General features: G+C 72.1%; 17 protein-coding genes. 11 read left to right on the top strand and 6 right to left on the bottom strand.

The window, feature by feature from the left end:
* The first annotated feature begins 43 nt into the window (after window positions 1–43).
* The 3 genes from OG550_RS06490 to OG550_RS06480 all read left to right on the top strand — a co-directional run bounded on the left by OG550_RS06490 (window position 44) and on the right by OG550_RS06480 (window position 1,886).
* Window positions 44–361, top strand: coding sequence for an ArsR/SmtB family transcription factor (locus OG550_RS06490; protein WP_327675496.1), 318 nt, complete (start codon window positions 44–46; stop codon window positions 359–361).
* 192 nt (window positions 362–553) lie between these two features.
* Window positions 554–1,156, top strand: coding sequence for a TetR/AcrR family transcriptional regulator (locus tag OG550_RS06485; protein ID WP_327675494.1), 603 nt, complete (start codon window positions 554–556; stop codon window positions 1,154–1,156).
* A gap of 115 nt (window positions 1,157–1,271) precedes the next feature.
* A complete protein-coding gene (locus tag OG550_RS06480) occupies window positions 1,272–1,886 on the top strand; it encodes a DUF4188 domain-containing protein (protein ID WP_327675492.1) in 615 nt (204 codons plus the stop codon).
* A 78-nt stretch (window positions 1,887–1,964) separates the two neighbouring features.
* Here OG550_RS06480 and OG550_RS06475 read toward each other — a convergent pair whose 3' ends face one another.
* Window positions 1,965–2,822 carry an SCO6745 family protein gene (locus tag OG550_RS06475; protein ID WP_327675490.1) on the bottom strand — a complete coding sequence of 286 codons (858 nt, stop codon included), beginning with the start codon at window positions 2,820–2,822 and terminating at the stop codon, window positions 1,965–1,967.
* Between the two features lie 509 nt (window positions 2,823–3,331).
* Between OG550_RS06475 and rpe the strand changes: the two genes are divergently transcribed.
* The 3 genes from rpe (at window position 3,332) to OG550_RS06460 (ending at window position 6,491) form a co-directional block, all read left to right on the top strand.
* Complete coding sequence (rpe, locus tag OG550_RS06470; RefSeq protein WP_327675488.1) at window positions 3,332–4,015, top strand: ribulose-phosphate 3-epimerase; 684 nt, start codon at window positions 3,332–3,334, stop codon at window positions 4,013–4,015.
* A gap of 307 nt (window positions 4,016–4,322) precedes the next feature.
* Entirely contained in the window at window positions 4,323–5,381 is a 1,059-nt protein-coding gene (locus OG550_RS06465; protein ID WP_327675486.1) for an alpha/beta hydrolase, read from the top strand.
* A 150-nt stretch (window positions 5,382–5,531) separates the two neighbouring features.
* On the top strand, window positions 5,532–6,491 hold the full coding sequence (locus tag OG550_RS06460) for a pirin family protein (RefSeq protein ID WP_327675484.1): 960 nt from the start codon (window positions 5,532–5,534) through the stop codon (window positions 6,489–6,491).
* Window positions 6,492–6,851: 360 nt separating this feature from the next.
* Here OG550_RS06460 and OG550_RS06455 read toward each other — a convergent pair whose 3' ends face one another.
* The 3 genes from OG550_RS06455 to OG550_RS06445 are packed head-to-tail and all read right to left on the bottom strand — an operon-like array spanning window position 6,852 to window position 9,355.
* The gene (locus OG550_RS06455; protein WP_442905946.1) at window positions 6,852–7,631 is read right to left on the bottom strand and encodes a WbqC family protein; all 780 of its coding nucleotides are present in this window, start codon (window positions 7,629–7,631) and stop codon (window positions 6,852–6,854) included.
* The gene (locus OG550_RS06450; RefSeq protein WP_327675480.1) at window positions 7,579–8,247 is read right to left on the bottom strand and encodes a YdcF family protein; all 669 of its coding nucleotides are present in this window, start codon (window positions 8,245–8,247) and stop codon (window positions 7,579–7,581) included. The genes OG550_RS06455 and OG550_RS06450 overlap by 53 nt, the downstream gene beginning before the upstream one ends.
* Before the next feature lie 13 nt (window positions 8,248–8,260).
* Complete coding sequence (locus tag OG550_RS06445) at window positions 8,261–9,355, bottom strand: hypothetical protein (protein ID WP_442905945.1); 1,095 nt, start codon at window positions 9,353–9,355, stop codon at window positions 8,261–8,263.
* Between the two features lie 148 nt (window positions 9,356–9,503).
* Here OG550_RS06445 and OG550_RS06440 point away from each other — a divergent pair, with 148 nt between their 5' ends.
* Window positions 9,504–9,869: a hypothetical protein gene (locus OG550_RS06440; protein ID WP_327675477.1), complete on the top strand. Its 366-nt coding sequence runs from the start codon at window positions 9,504–9,506 to the stop codon at window positions 9,867–9,869.
* Between the two features lie 4 nt (window positions 9,870–9,873).
* Here the strand turns inward: OG550_RS06440 and OG550_RS06435 are convergent, their stop codons facing one another.
* Complete coding sequence (locus OG550_RS06435) at window positions 9,874–10,773, bottom strand: phosphotransferase family protein (protein WP_327675475.1); 900 nt, start codon at window positions 10,771–10,773, stop codon at window positions 9,874–9,876.
* Between the two features lie 33 nt (window positions 10,774–10,806).
* Entirely contained in the window at window positions 10,807–12,195 is a 1,389-nt protein-coding gene (locus OG550_RS06430; RefSeq protein ID WP_327675474.1) for a tetratricopeptide repeat protein, read from the bottom strand.
* A 252-nt stretch (window positions 12,196–12,447) separates the two neighbouring features.
* On the opposite strand from OG550_RS06430, the gene OG550_RS06425 reads away from it, so the two are divergent.
* From OG550_RS06425 to OG550_RS06410, 4 genes are all read left to right on the top strand, one after another.
* Complete coding sequence (locus OG550_RS06425; protein ID WP_327675472.1) at window positions 12,448–13,047, top strand: ATP-binding protein; 600 nt, start codon at window positions 12,448–12,450, stop codon at window positions 13,045–13,047.
* Between the two features lie 128 nt (window positions 13,048–13,175).
* On the top strand, window positions 13,176–13,649 hold the full coding sequence (locus OG550_RS06420) for a hypothetical protein (protein ID WP_327675470.1): 474 nt from the start codon (window positions 13,176–13,178) through the stop codon (window positions 13,647–13,649).
* Window positions 13,650–13,937: 288 nt separating this feature from the next.
* Window positions 13,938–15,155 (top strand): methyltransferase, FxLD system, encoded by a 1,218-nt coding sequence (gene fxlM, locus OG550_RS06415; RefSeq protein WP_327675468.1) that lies wholly within the window; start codon window positions 13,938–13,940, stop codon window positions 15,153–15,155.
* A gap of 48 nt (window positions 15,156–15,203) precedes the next feature.
* Window positions 15,204–15,383: an FxLD family lanthipeptide gene (locus OG550_RS06410; RefSeq protein ID WP_380749332.1), complete on the top strand. Its 180-nt coding sequence runs from the start codon at window positions 15,204–15,206 to the stop codon at window positions 15,381–15,383.
* Window positions 15,384–15,448 lie beyond the last annotated feature (65 nt).

Raw genomic sequence — 15,448 nt, 5'->3', positions numbered from 1 at the left:
CTGTAGGTACGATGCAATCCGTACCTGAAGGGAGGTGCTCCCCGTGCCGGACGACGAAGGCCACCCGAGCGTCGAGGAGATCGCGCTGGGCCCGGTGCTCTCGGCGCTCGCCGATCCGCTGCGCCGCAGGGTGGTGCGCGAGCTGGCTGCGGCGCCCGACGGCACGGCGCGGACGTGCAGCTCCTTCGCGCTGCCGGTCTCCAAGGCCACCGTCACCTACCACTTCCGCGCCCTGCGGGAGGCCGGGCTGATCCGGCAGGTCGACCGCGGCAACAGCCGGATGGCCACCCTGCGGCGGGCCGACGTCGAGCAGCGGTTCCCCGGGCTGCTGGGAATCCTGGTGGCCGAGCCGGAGGAGTGAGCCGGAGCGGCCCTTCGCGGCCCTGGCCCTGGCCCGGTCCCGGTCCCGGTCCCGGCCGTCCCTGGCCCGGTCCCGCCCTGGCCGCCCCGGCCGTCCCTGGCTCGGTCCCGGTTCCGGTCCCGTCGCCGTCGGCTGCCGGGGCGGCCGGGAGCCGGTTGGACCGACTGGTGGGTAGCTGGTAGCACTGCGGACATGACGGAGAGGCCCGCAGGGCGGGGGAGTTACCACCACGGGGCGCTGCCCGAGGCGCTGGTCGGAGTGGCGTTCGAGCTCCTGGACGAGCAGGGCCAGGACAAGATCAGCATGCGCGAGGTGGCCCGGCGGGCCGGTGTGTCGGCGGGGGCGCCGTTCCGTCATTTCGCCGACCGCCAGGCGTTGTTGACGGCGGTGGCGGACCGGGTGCTGGCGGACTTCGAGCGCTGGCAGTGGGCCGAGGTGGAGTCGAGCGAGGGGTCGGCGCTGCGGGCCGTCGGGCTGGGCTTCGTCCGGTACGCGATCCGTTACCCGCACCGCTTCGAGCTGGTGCGTTCGCGGGTGTTCGCGCCGTCCCGGCATCCGGAGCTGCGGGAGCGGCTGTCCGGGCTGAACGAGGCGTACGGCGAGGTGATCGTCGCGGACCAGGAGGCCGGGAGGCTGCGGCCCGGTGACCCGGCACTGGTGGGGCTGGCGGGACAGGCGCTGGTGTACGGGCTGGCGCAGATGATCGCGGACGGGTACCTCCCGGTGGAGAAGGCGGAGGAGGTCGCCGTGCAGGTGCTGGACACCTTCGGGCGGGGAGTCGCCAACCAACCCTGAAAGTAAGGCTCTTGTGCTTGCGCGGAGGGTTGACCGGGTCGGTGTGCGCTGATGTAATCACTGCTCACATGACGGCGGACGACTGCGCCGACGGCGCAGGGAACCGGGGGCAGACGTGTTCGCGAAACCCACTCCGGGCTACACCACCGCGGCCGCGGCCGGAGACACCGTGGTCCTGCTCATCGGAATGCGGATCAACCGGTTCTGGGCCGTCCACCACTGGGGCCCGGTGATGCTGGCGATGTTCCGGATGCTCCACGAACTCGCCCGGGACCCGAGGCGCGGACTGCGCGGGCGCATCCTGCTGACCGCCTCGCCGCGCACCTACTACGTCGTCCAGTACTGGGAGTCGAAGGAGAGCCTGTACCGGTACGCGGCCGCGCCGGACGCCTTCCACCACAAGGCCTGGGGGATGCTCAACCGCAAGGTGAAGGCGGGCCGGGCGCGCGGGAACGTCGGGCTCTGGCACGAGACGTACGTCGTGCCGGAGGGGTCGTACGAGTCGATCTACTTCGACATGCCGCCCTTCGGGCTGGCCGGTGCCACCGGAGTGCTGCCGCTGGCGAGCCGGGGGCGGCGGGCCGCGGACCGGTTCGCCTTCCGGTCGGGAGGCGGGGGCGGGAAGGCGGCCACCGGGAACTCCGCCACCGGGAACTCCCCCGCCGCGCCGTCGGCCGGTGCCCGCGAAGGGGCGGCGGGGTCGGGTGGCGCCGGCCCCGCGGGGGAGTAGCGGGCCGATCCTGCCGGAGGCGGCCGGTCCGGCTGCCGTGCGGGCCCGTACCGCCGGAGCGGTACGGGCCCGGGCCGGTCAGGCCGTGGCGGCCGGGAGTCCGATCGGGTTGATCGGGGGCAGTGCGGTGCGACAGAGCGTCGAGATCGGCTTGAGCGCGGCGACGAGCCGGTCGAGTTCCGCGCGCGGGTTGTTCTCCCAGACCCGGGCGGCGGCCAGGTCGGTGGCGGCCTCCAGCGCCTGGTGGCGGATCCGGCCGCACTCGGTGATGGTGCCGCGTTCGGTGATCCAGCCCCGCTCGATCAGCCGGGCGGAGGCCGCGTCCCACTCCTCGTCGGTCCAGCCGCGCAACGGCTGCAGCACCTCGCGCCGCACGTCCAGGGCACAGCGCACCACCAGCGCCTCGCAGCCGTCCAGTCCGGCGGAGACCAGCGCGGCGACGTGGCCGTCGCCCCGGTGCTCGCGCATCACGGTGGCCGCCTGCCAGAGCCGCCCGTACAGGCTGTCCGGGCGGGGGAGGGCGGCGTTGGCGGCGGCCAGCACGCGGCCGGCGCAGTCCAGCCGGGAGACGGCGGTCTCCAGCAGGTCTGCCACCAGCTCGACCTGGGCCGGGTTCACGTGCTCCAGCAGTCGGGCCAGGGCCGCCGAGGCGCCGGCGGAGCGGGCGGCGAGCGCTTTGTCCGGGTCGGCCAGCTTCCAGATCGCCGGGAGGGCGCGCTCGATCGGCGCGGGCGCGAAGTTGAAGAACGCGGCGATCACCGGCGGCGCGTCCACCGCGCCGAGCGGGGCGGCGCGGCCGCCGAAGTAGCCGCGCGCGACGCCGTGGAGCCCGGCCGCCTCGAACGCGGAGCGGCCCTCGGGGGTGAAGTAGGTGACGGCGTGCACGGGCTCGAAGAGCCACCACAGGGCGCGGGCGGGGTGGACCAGATCGGCCAACGGAAGACCTTCCTCGGAGGGCGCGCAGGGAGCGCGGGGGAACGGGGAGGTACAGGGAGGTGCAGGTGGTACGGGTGGTGCGGGCGGCAGGGTGTGGTGCATCCGGTGCGCGCGGGCGTTGCGGGTGTTGCGGGTGGTGCGCGCGCGGTGCGGGGAGCGGCGGACGGGTGCGGACGGGGGGACGGGTACGGGTCGGGGCCGGTTGAGGGTACCGGTGCAGGTGCCGCACCGTACGGGGCTTGTCGTACAAGGCTGATGACCACGGCGGCGGTCACGATAACCCCGTCGGGGGTGTGATGAGGGTCACGGGGAGGTCTCGGTGGTGACGTCCCCGCGACGGAGCGCGAGATGATGGGGGCCGGGCGCCCGGAGCCGGGCGTCCGGCCCCTCGCAGGACGACCCTCACGGCCGACCCGCGCAGCACGGCCCGCAGGACGCCCCCGGGCGGCCCCGCGGCCGGCCCGCGCAGGGCGGTCCTCGCACGAAGGCAAGAAGAGGTAGCAGGCCCCATGGCGCAGATCAACCCCAGCATCCTGTCCGCGGACTTCGCCCGGCTCGCCGAGGAGGCCGAGGCCGTCAGGGGCTCGGACTGGCTGCACGTCGACGTGATGGACAACCACTTCGTGCCCAACCTGACGCTGGGTGTGCCGATCGTCGAGTCGCTCGCCCGGTCCACCGACATTCCGCTCGACTGCCACCTGATGATCGAGGACCCGGACCGCTGGGCCCCGCAGTACGTGGAGGCCGGGGCCGGTTCGGTCACCTTCCACGCCGAGGCGGCCGCCGCGCCGGTCCGGCTCGCCCGCGAGATCCGGGCCAAGGGCGCCCGCGCCTCGATGGCCCTCAAGCCGGCCACGCCGATCGAGCCGTACGAGGACCTGCTGCCCGAACTGGACATGCTGCTGATCATGACCGTCGAGCCGGGCTTCGGCGGCCAGGCGTTCCTCGACATCATGCTCCCGAAGATCCGCCGCACCCGGGAGCTCATCGCCAAGCACGGCCTGGAGCTGTGGCTCCAGGTGGACGGCGGTGTGTCCGTGAGCACCATCGAGCGCTGTGCCGAGGCCGGCGCGGACGTCTTCGTGGCCGGCTCGGCGGTGTACGGCGCGGAGGACCCGGCCGCGGCGGTCGCCGGGCTGCGCGCCCTCGCGGACGGGGCGACGTCGGAAGCCTGGTGGGCCTGCGCGCACTGAGCGCCTGCGGCGGCCGGCGGCTGGCGGTCGGCGGTGACCGTCGGCCACCGGTCACCGGCCGACCTGCCGACTTCCGACCGGTGTCCACCGTTATCCACCGTTCTCGATCGTTATCCGCCGCTGTCGGTCCTTCTTCGCCGCTGTTCACCACCCCTCTCCATCGCTCCTGCGCCGCTTCCTGACGGCTTGCGACCGGATCGGTGCGACCGGTCCGACCGCCCGACGTACAGTGCTGGCTGACTGACTGTCGGAGGGGAGAACCGTGGACCGGGACCACCAGGGGAGTGGACGGACCGGAACGGGCGACATGCCCGCCGTACCGCCGCCGCCGTCCTCGCCGCCCACCCTCGGCGCCGACGAGCCTGCCCCGGGAGCCGGGAACCCGCCCGCGAGTCCCCCCGGGCCGCCGGGTGGGTCCGGGCCCGCGGGTACCGCCCGGCGGCGCGGACGGCCCGCAAGCCCCGGAAGCCCCGGACGGCGCGGGCTGCTGCGGGCGGGCCTGGGCCTCGGCGGCCTCGCCGTCGTCGGCACCGGCGCGACCCTGGCTCTCTCCGGCTCCGGCTCAGGCACCGCGCCCGACGGAGCGGGCGGATCCGGCAGCCCCTCGACGACCGCCACCCCGGCCGGGCCGGCCGTCGTCCCCTCGCTCCGCACCGAGGAGCAGCGCTCCGCGGCCCGCAACGGCGCCACCGTGAAGATGATCACGATCGTGCCGCAGGGCCCCGGCGTCCCGCCCGCCGCCGAACTCCCCGTCTGCGTCGCCCTCCACGGGCGCGGCGCCACCTCCCGGGCGTGGACCGAGCTCGGGCTGCCGCAGATCCTGGTCGCCGCCATCGCGGCGGGTGTCCCCCCGTTCGCGGTGGTCGCCCTCGACGGCGGCGACGCCACGTACTGGCGGCGCACTCCGTCCGGCGACGACCCGCAGCGGATGCTGCTCGACGAACTCCCCGGCCGGCTGGCCGCCCGAGGACTGCGCGCACCGAGCGCCGCGATGGGCATCTCGATGGGCGGCTTCGGCTCGCTGCGCTACGCCCGCAACCGGGGCGAGGGCTTCGGCCCGGTGGCCGCCCTCAGCCCGGCGCTGTTCCGCACCTGGGGCGACGCCGAGGCGGTCGGCGTCTTCAGAGACGAGGCCGACTGGCGCGAGCACGAGCCGCTGCTCCACCAGGACCAGCCGCACGGCCGTCCGATCGGCGTCTGGTGCGGCACCGAGGACCCGTTCTGCGACGCCGCCCGCACGCTGGTCGGCGACACCGTCCAGGCCCGCTTCACCTCCGGGGCGCACGACGCCGCGTACTGGCGCCGGATCCTCCCGGACGTGGTCTCCTTCCTCGGGAACGCCCTGACCAGCCGCACCACCACCTGACACCCGCACCGGGGGCCGGGTCCGGCCTCCCCGGTCGGGTGGCCGCCCGGGTGGAGGATCGCCCCGTCCGGGTGGAGGATCGATCCCGACGGCCGCCCGGCCGCAGGGCCTGCCCGCCCTTCGCCCTCCCCCCGGTGGTGGATCCGCGACATGAGCAACCTCGATCTCAAGCCCGCCCCGACCACCTGCGGCGGCGAGACCGGCTCCGGCCCGGTGCGGGACCTCCTGCCGGCCCGCGAGGTGGCGCTGGGCGAGAGCACCGTGGTGCGCCGGCTGCTGCCGAGCCTGGGCCGCCGGATGGTCGGTGCGTGGTGCTTCGTCGACCACTACGGACCGGACGACATCGCCGACGAGCCGGGCATGCAGGTCCCGCCGCACCCGCACATGGGCCTGCAGACCGTCAGCTGGCTCCACCAGGGCGAGGTCCTGCACCGCGACAGCCTCGGCAGCCTCACCACCGTCCGCCCCCGCGAACTCGGACTGATGACCTCCGGCCGCGCCATCTCCCACTCCGAGGAATCCCCCCGCCCGCACGCCCGTCTCCTGCACGGCGCCCAGCTCTGGGTCGCCCTCCCCGACAGCCACCGCCACACCGACCCCGCCTTCGAACACCACCCCGACCTGCCCCACGTCACCGCCCCCGGCCTCGACGCCACCGTCATCCTCGGCACCCTCGACACCGCCACCTCACCCGGCACCACCCACACCCCCCTCGTCGGCGCCGACCTCACCCTCACCCGGGGCGCCCGCCTCCGCCTCCCCCTCCAACCCGACTTCGAGTACGCCGTCCTCACCATGTCCGGCCACACCGAAGTCGACGGCGTCCCCCTCGACCCCGGCGCCATGCTCTACCTCGGCACCGGCCGCCCCCACCTCCCCCTCCACGCCCACACCGACGCCTCACTCCTCCTCCTCGGCGGCACCCCCTTCGAAGAGAGACTCGTCATGTGGTGGAACTTCATCGGCCGCACCGGCGACGAGATCCTCCACGCCCGCAACGACTGGGAGACCGGCACCCGCTTCGGCGAAGTCCACGGCTACGACGGCGCCCGGCTGAGGGCGCCGGAGCTTCCCGACATCCCCCTGAAGGCGCGAGGGCGGGTGCGCTGACCTGGGAAGATGAATCGAGGGTCGTCTTCGTGCTCGCCGCTGCCGGCAGGACTGTGTGGGCATCTGAAGGTCCATGGCAGAACGATTTCCGCTTCGCTTACTCGCCCCCTTGGGAGGCAAGGTGCAAGGCCTGTTGATTCTCAGGTCTACGCGTCTGTCGCAAGGTTTGCTCGTATCGACGCTGACCTGTTGCTAACTTTTCTGATTGCCCATCAGCTTGAAGCTGATTGCGGAGAAGAGGGGCGGGGCCTCCGGCGGTTGGTGCTCGGCGAAGGGTCCCACCAAGCGGCGCCGACCGGCTGATCAGGACATAGCCGGGGCCGCTCGGATTGCCGGCGGCCAGTACCGGTGTCCGCTTCCTCACCGCCAGGCGTCAGGTCCACGCCGCGCTGCGACACGGTGCCGGACAGCCGCCGCGCCGTGCACCATCAATGGGTGCACGGCGCTGACCGACCGCGCGTCCTCCCACACCCCCGAGGCCGGCACGGAGAACGGGCGGAGCTCGATCCCGGCATCCGCGAACAGCAACGGCTCCACGTACCTTGCCCCGCCGGTGCCGCACAGGTAGGAGGCGGCACCCACAGCCCGGCACAGGTCCACGAGCCGCTGGGTCCGCCCTGTGCCGGCGGCGAGTGTGCTGCTGTGCACCACGCGTCCCCTCCATCCGAGCAGGTCGAGCAGCAGCCGGGTGGTCGCCTCCGCGATCTCTGCGAGCCGGTCGGTGTTCTCGAACAGCTCCAGGACCGGCTGGAGCCGCTCGGCGAGCAGCGGCCAGGTCGGGCTGGCCCGGTACCGCTCGTGGAGAACCCCTTCGACTCGGCGACGGGAGAGGGCCGCGTCGACTACCCGGGCTTCGCGGATCACCGTCGAGCGGCCGTCCGGCAGGTGGGTGGGGACGGTCAGCCAGCAGGCCCGGCTGTCGTCGGCGAAGGAGCCGAGCCGGGCCCGGTGCTGATAGTCGCGGCGGGCGAACTGCACATCGTTCAGGACCACCCACACATCCGCGCCGGCCAGCTTGGCCACGGTGGACAGGCGAGGGAAGAAGTTGGGCTGGTGGATCGCGCACACCGGCCGGGCCGGCCGAGGGTCAGGGGAGAAGGCGGCTGGTGAATCCGTCGTCGATGAGCCGCTGGTAGGCATCGTGGACACTCCCGGGTACGTCCTGGGCGACGGCGAAGCCGAGCTTCGGGTACTCGATGACCCGCTGGAGGTCACCCACCAGGCTGTCGATCACGAGCCGGTCGTCGCCGATCGATTTCGCGTAGTCGTGCAGGTCCATCGCGCTGGAGGTGCACACCACGTCCACCTCCGGCCAGACCTGGAGGCAGGTGGCGTACGCCCGCCGTTCCATGTAGGGCATCGAGACGAGCAGCACCGAGGACACTCGGACGCCGGCCTCGGCCAGGACCTTGCGGCTGAACTCGATGTTCTGCCCGGTGTTGCGGGCGTTCGGCTCCCGCAGGATCGCGGACTCCGGAACGCCGAGGGCCACGGCGTGCTCGGCGAAGTGCACGGCCTCACCGCGCGGGAACGCCTCCGGCCGGCTCGGGTTCGGTCCGCCGGTGAAGACGATCCGCTTCACCAGGCCGCGCAGGTAGAGCCCGGCCGTCTCGGCGGCCACTCCGAGGTCGTGGGATCCCAGGCCGATCGCCACGTCGCACGGCCGCAGGTCGTGGCCCATCTGCTGGTAGTCCCACAGCAGCACGGTGTCCGCCCACTGCTGGTCGGTGATCTCGCGCCGGGAAGTGCTCGTCACGTGCTTCTCCTGGTTACCTGAACGGGACTGCCGCACCTCCGCGGTCGAGGCGTCCTCGGATGCGTTCGATGGCGCGCAGCTGGTGGCTCATACCGTACGTGGCCGCCTGGGTGGCGGCCTCGTGCAGTAGGGCCAGCCCTTCGCCGACGCTCGCTGGGTCGGACAGCAGGATGTGGCCGCGCGCCGTGCCCAGCCGCACCTGCTGCATGGGGGATGACCCGCCGCCGGCCGACTGCGCGACCTCGATCATCCGGGCAGCCTCCCCGAGATCACCCGCGCCGCGGTGCAACAGCGCCAGCTTCTGGTGCGCGGTGCCCCAGTCCTCCGGCTCGGTCAAGGCGTCGAACCCCCGGATCGCCGCACGCATCAGCGGTACGGCCTCCTCGTGCAGCCCCTGCTTGTCCAACGACGTGCCGACCCACAGCCCGGCCCGATGCCGATCGCGCAGACTCAGCCGGACGTCGCCGGCCAACTGCCCATACGCCTCGGCCGCACCCGCCAGGTCACCGGACATCTCCCGGACCACCGCCAGCGACAGGTCCAACTGCGCCACCCGGCGCGGAACACCGAGCTGGTCGAAGACCGACCGGGCCGCCGCGTACGACCGCGACGCCGAGAGCGGGCCGAGCAGCACCCCGCGGTCCCTCAGCAGATCGCCCGCGAGCGTCGTCGTCCGCGCGAACAGGTACAGGCCCCGGTCGTCCAACTCGCGTGCCGGCCAGCGTGTTCGCCACCGCTCCAGCAGGTTCTCCGCGAACGCGAAGTTCTGCCCGGACGCGGCGAGCACGGCCCGCTCGATGTCCTCGGCCCACGTCTCGTACTCCCACAACCGGGGCCCGCCCTTGGCCCGAGCCGCCACCGGCCGACCGCTCCCCGACAGGACTGCCTCGAAGCGCAGCGCGGCGGCCGCATCGAGGCGGCCCAGAGCCGTGTCCAGAATCGCCTGGGTGTCCGGCCGGGGCGTCGTGCTCGCCCCCAGCCGCTCCCAGTTCGACACCGTGCGCACCGCGACACCTAAGTCCGCCGCGAAGTCCCGGACGCTGCGCCGGCTGGCCAGCCGTAGGGCTCTGGCCTCGACCCCGCTCCACTCGCTCACGGTCACGTGCATCACCTCCCGGATCGGCGACCATCGAAGCACTCACCGACGGGCCTGTGCGGCGGAACTGCCACGCAACTGCCACAACCGTTCATTCCCCACGGCGGCTGTGCCCGGCACGCTGGAGGAACTGAGGCCCAGAGGTAGAGGAGAGCGGCCGATGCTGACTGAACAACTGCCTGTACCGCTTCCCTTGGTTGTTGGACTTCTCAACGCGTCCGTGGCCACTTCTCTTCGCCGGAGGCAGGCCCTGTCCGAGGTACTTCAGAGCTTCTGCGCGGAGCGGGAGTTGGCGCTCTCCACGGTGATCACCGACGACGGAAGCGATCCCGAGGCGGTCGTTACGTCCATCACCGGGAAGGGGCTGTACGCCGTGGTCCTGCCGACGGACGCACACCTTGGGGCCAGGGGGTGCGCGGACCGTCGTCGGCAACGTCTTCAGGTGGCCGGGATACGGCTGATGGTGGTGCGCGGACGGCAGCCGGCCTGGCCTCGCCCGGCGCCGGACGTCGGGGCGATCGCGTAGCGGCTCAGAGAATGGTCCACCCGGAGTCGACCTGGCCAAGCCGTAGCCCTTCGACGCGGCGCCGGACTTCTTCAAGAGTCGAGCTGCCCGTCCTGGCGCGCTTCGCATTCGTGGTGATCATCCGCAACTCGCGCAGGTCGCGCAGGACGGCGTAGCCGCTCCAGGTGGTCACGTCGAAGCCGTACAGGTCGGCGAATCGCCGGTAGTGGCTGCGGCCGTAGCCGAACCGGCGGCAGTGGATCTCCACCGTGACGAGATCCAGTTCAGGAGGGCCGAAACAGGCCGTGTCCCAATCGCACAGCACCGCCGCTTCGCCCTGGTGAAGTGCGTTTCGGTGCTGAGGGTCGCCCTGGAGAAGGCCGGGACGCAGTACGAAGTGAACGTTGGCCAGTGCCGATTCGAGGTTGGACAACCGCTGCCGCAGAAACGCCGTGTCCGCAGGTGGCAGAGCCGTGATCGCCGCGATCGACCGACGGATCGCCCCGGCCGTGTCGAGCGGCCGGACCTCGAAGGGAGGAGGTGGGAGTTGATGCAGGGTGCGAAGGGGTACGGCGAGATGCGCGGCCGGCACGGGGTGGTCGGATTGGGGGAGGTAGTGCCAGAAGGTGACGGCGTGCTCACCGACGAGAACGGGCTGCTCCACCGGCAGCAGTTCGACGGTCGGGAAGTCGCGCTGGCTGAGCCACCGGACCAGCCGCACGGTGCGCTCGACGTCGCCCACGGGGGTACCCGCACGAGCGATCTTGGCCACCGCTCCGGCGGCCCGGAGCAGGAACACCGCGTTGGTGTGGCCGCGCAGCATTTCGGCACCCGCAGGGTCTACTCCGATACGACGGCAGGCTTCCTCAAGGACGGCGTGCACCTCGGACTCGGCGAATCCGCCGATGACAACCGGAACAGTCATGCCCATAAGGCTGACGGGCGAGGGCTGTTCCTGTCACCTCGTGCCGGTCGGGAGGGCAAGAACCTCGCCGAGATCGCGCACGGCGCGGGTGGTATGCACCCGGGCGGGCAGTATGTTGATCACTTCCTGGGCGCGGACACCCAGGATCTCGGTCCGATGTGCTTCAGGGACCGCCAGCATGGTGTGACAGGCCAGTTCGCACGCCTCGGTCACGTCGTGCTCCTGGGCCAGACACATGGCGTGTTCAAGGGCCAGCAGGGCTGGGTCGATGCCGCTGTGGTCTGGGTACAGCAACAGGGCCTCGTCCTGGGCTTGGCGGGCTTCCTGCACGTCACCGAGTGCGGTGTGCGCGCCGGACAGGTAGAGGAGCAGTCGGCGCCGCGGGAACGCCCAGGCATCGTCAGGGGGCGAGGGAGGGCACCGCTCGAACAGGTCGTGGGCCTGCGCGATGGCCGTCCGGGCGCCCTCGATGTCGCCCTGCCGGGCTCGCGCGCGGGCTTCGGCGGCAGCGGCGAACGCTCCGGTGGAAGTTGCCCGGCCGCGGTTGAGCAGACGGGCTTCGCGGGTCAGGCTCACAGCGCGCTCCAGCGGGCCGTAGTAGTACGGCAGCATCGCGGCCTGCACCCGCACGCGGGCCCGAAGCTCCCCGCTTCCGCTGTCGTCGGCCGCCGAGCGCGCCGTTCCGTACCACAGCCGGGCCTGGTCCAACCGGCCCAACTTCATCAAGGCGTCCGCGACCAGGGTCGCCAGTACGGCGATCATCTCGGACAGACGGCTCTGCACCGCGGCCGGCTGCCGGTCAGCGGCAAGAAGCCGGACTTCCTCAAGGAGCTGCACGAGCCGGGCCACCATCTGGCTCGGGGGCGAGGCTACGTATGCCCGACGCAGGTCCATGATCTGCTCGTCCAGGACCTCCAACTGGGTACCGCTGGCGGTCGTGCTGGCGAGCGTTCCCTCGACCTTACGGCGGTAGGAGTCGACCAGGTCGCGGAAGGGGTCGCTGGGCGCGCTCCAGGTGGCCGGGCGCGGCACCAGGAGGCTGCCTGGCCCTGGAGTCGGTACGGCTGCGTCGGCTCCGGTGTGCGGTGTCGGTCGGTAGTCCCCTGCCAGGCCGAGGCCTTGAGCGTTGGACTCATACAGGCGGCAGAGCAGATCGATCGTTCCGCCTCTTGGCGTTCGGCCCGTCTCCCAAGCTCTCAACTGGTCCGGGTCCACGTGAGGCCGAGCCAACCCCCGCGTTTCGCACAGTTGGATCAGCTCATCCACCGCCTGGCGCAGCGTCCTCCCCCGGCCAAGGCGATGGGCGCGAAGCCAGCTCGCCTCGCAGCAGTTGACGATCTCCGCCGCTGTGGCCTCGATCGTCCAACCGCTCTCCTGGGCGCGCGTTCTGATCCGCGCTGCGCAGGACGGCTTGTGCACCACTGTCCACCTCCCCAGCCGCTGACGAAATCCTAGTCACCTGTTACTGACTGGGAGTGGAAAACCGCAACTAGTTACTGCCTTGCGGTCGCAGAAGCCACCAACCCGTGAGCTCGGCGGAGCAGCAGTAACGAGTTCTGTTTGCCGCGTACGCGCCGTCCCGCGAATCTCTGTGGACACGCGACGGACGCGATGCCGTCTCCCATCGACGGCCCGGGAAGCCCTGCCGACACGCACACCCCCGGAGGACCTGCCATGATCCGCGTTGCCAAGTTCAGAGCCACGGTTACCCTCTCCGCAGTTCCCGTCTTTCGGGACCTGCTGGTCCGCAGCATCGCCAACCTTGACGGCTTCACCCTGGATGACGACAGGGCCTATGCGCTCAGGTTGTGCATCTCGGAGCTACTGGCCAACGGCGTCGAGCACGTGGGCCTCGGAGACAAGGCCGAACTTTTGGTCGAAGGCGACTTGGACAAGCCACGCAGGAGGCTGCGGGTCACCGTCACCGACGGCGGCCTGACCCTCCCCGAGATGGACGGACAGGTTGAGGATCTGGACGCGACCAGCGGTCGTGGCCTCGCGGTCCTCGGCGGCTACGCCGACGACGTCGGCTGGGGGCAGCGCACCGACGACGTCGGCAGACCCATCGGCTTCTCGGTCTGGTTCGAACTCGACGCCCACCTGCCGTCGACGACTGGTCGCGAGGCCGCGCAGGCGGAGGCAGCGGTGGAGGTTCCCTCAGGCACACCGGCCCGGGCGACGCCGGCACCGGCGCACGTACGGCCGACGAGCCAGCAGCAGGTGACCAGGGCGCGCGGCACCCGCCGGACCGGCAGGGGCCACCTGGCCGCTTGACCAGCCGGCCACTTCCGCCACCTCCACGGTGACGGCCGCCGGGGTCGAGTGCGCAGACCGAGTACCGCAGTTGTTCCGTCAAGGCAGAAGGGCGAGCAGTCATGGCAGACCGTGGCCGACCTGGAGGGATGTCCGAGGCCGCCGTGCGCGGGGGCTGGTGGCTCGCGCAGGCCAGCGGTGACACTGTCCGCGCTCGACTGCTGTGGAGCCAGGGGCTGCTGGCCGAGATCCCGATCGGAATCCACTTCGACGTCGTCCGGCTGCTGTCGCTCCAGCTGGGGCAGGCCGCGGTGGAAGACCTCCGGGCCGCCGGGCGCAGGCCCGGACCGGTTCTGCTGGACCACGTCCGCCGGTACAGCTTCTGGCTGGTGGCGATCGAGCGCGGGGAGTGGGGCGTCCCGGAGGCTGAGCTGCTGAGCCGCCGTGCGGGCAGGCTCCCGCAGGCGATACCCGTGCCGGGAACCGGTGTGGGCCGGGTCGGCGGCCGGGAGTGGCTGGTCGAGCCGGACGGTACCGGGCTGCTCACCCGTCCCGGAGACCTCGCCGTCGCGATCCGCAGAGCCCGGGCCGCCTCTCGATCGGCCTCCGGGTTCGTCCCCTGACAACCGCCTTCAGGTCCGCCAGTTCGGCTCGAACTGCCTCAGCAGAGCTGGACGCATCACCGCTCCACCGCTGCCCTACCTCGACGCCGTGGGCTGGGCACGCAGGCCTCCCGAGCCTCGGGCAGGCCAGCCTCCGGCGAGCACCCGACTCCGATCGGGCGCCAGCCGGCCCGCCGGCCGACACCAGGTGTTCCCGAGGTGCCATCCGGTACCGGCCGCCGTCGTGTATCTCAGGAATTGACCGCCGCAGCACACGCAACGCGGCCCCAACAAAGAGGAGTTGCCACCATGTCCACCTTGCCGAAGACCGACGAGCCCGTCGAGGAGCTGCGCTCGGCCATGGTCGAAGCCCTGCGTGCCGACGGGACGATCCGCACGGACCGTGTGGCCGCCGCGCTGCTGGCCGTGCCGCGGCACATCTTCGCCCCCGAGGTGCCGCTGACCGAGGCCTACGAGCCGGTGAGCGCCCTGGTGACCAAGCGCGATGAGCACGGCATCGCGGTGAGTTCGGTCTCGGCGGCGCAGATCCAGGCCCTGATGCTGGAGCAGGCCGACGTCCGCCCGGGGATGCGGGTGGCGGAGATCGGATCCGGCGGATTCAACGCGGCCCTGCTCGCCGAACTCGTGGGACCGGCAGGGGAGGTGACGACGGTCGACATCGATCCGTTCGTCACGGACCGCGCATCCCGCTTCCTCGACGAGGCCGGCTACAGCCGGGTGAAGGTGGTGCTCGCCGACGGCTCCGAGCCCGTGGCCGGGGGGCCGTTCGACCGGATCCTCGTCACGGTCGGCGCGTGGGACCTGCCGCCCGCCTGGACCGTCGGCCTCGCCGAGGGCGGGAAGATCACGGTGCCGCTGCGGATGCACGGCCTGACCCGCTCGATCAGCTTCCGCCGCGACGGCGCGCGCCTGGTCAGCGTGAGCGCCGAGGTGTGCGGTTTCGTCAAGATGCAGGGCACCGGTGCGCACGACGAGCACCTGGTTCTGCCGCGCGGCACCAAGGAGGTCGGTCTGCGCTTCGACGAGCTCGACCGGCCGGACACCAGCCGGCTCGCGGGCGTGCTGGAGACACCGCGCGTCGAGCGGTGGACGCAGGTGACGGTCGGCAACCAGGAGCCGTTCGACTCGCTGTACCTGTGGCTGGCCGGTGCGCTGCCCGGATTCGGCCTAATCTCCGTCGACCGCACGCTCGACACCGGGACCGTCGCCCCGGCGAACAGGATGGCCTGCCCGCTCGTGGTGGACGGCGACAGCCTCGCCTACCTCGCGCTGCGCAAGATCGGTGACGACCCGGCGGTGTTCGAGTTCGGCGCCCACGGCTTCGGCCCCGACGGTGACCGCCTCGCCGACCTGATCGCCGAACAGGTCGGCGTCTGGACCCGCCGGCACCGCACCGGCGCCGGCCCCGTGTTCACCGCCTACCCGGCCGGCACCCCCGACGACCAGCTCCCGGACGGGCCGGTCATCGACAAGCGGTACGTCCGGCTCACGATCACCTGGCCGTGACCCGCGACCAGGCAGCCAAGTACCACCGACGAAACAGGAGGAACCATCGTGATCGGCACCCTTGAGGCCCCGCCCGCGCCCGTGTCCATGTCCGGCAGCGACTTCGATCTGGACGTGCGGATCGTGGAGGGCGCCGATCCCGTCGCCGCCCTGCTGCGCTCCACCGACGACAACTGCGGCAGCACCTGCGACGGCTCGGCCTGTGCCAGCGGCGGCGGCAACGTCTGACCCGTCCCGTCCCGTGTGACAGAGGCCCGGCGTGCGGCTGCTGTGCGGCCCGCCGCACCCGGGCC

It is taken from the genome of Kitasatospora sp. NBC_00458 (assembly GCF_036013975.1).
In the GTDB taxonomy this organism is placed as follows: domain Bacteria; phylum Actinomycetota; class Actinomycetes; order Streptomycetales; family Streptomycetaceae; genus Kitasatospora.
The sequence above is the reverse complement of the archived record's forward strand: the minus strand, read 5'-3'. Positions and strand labels throughout refer to the sequence as shown.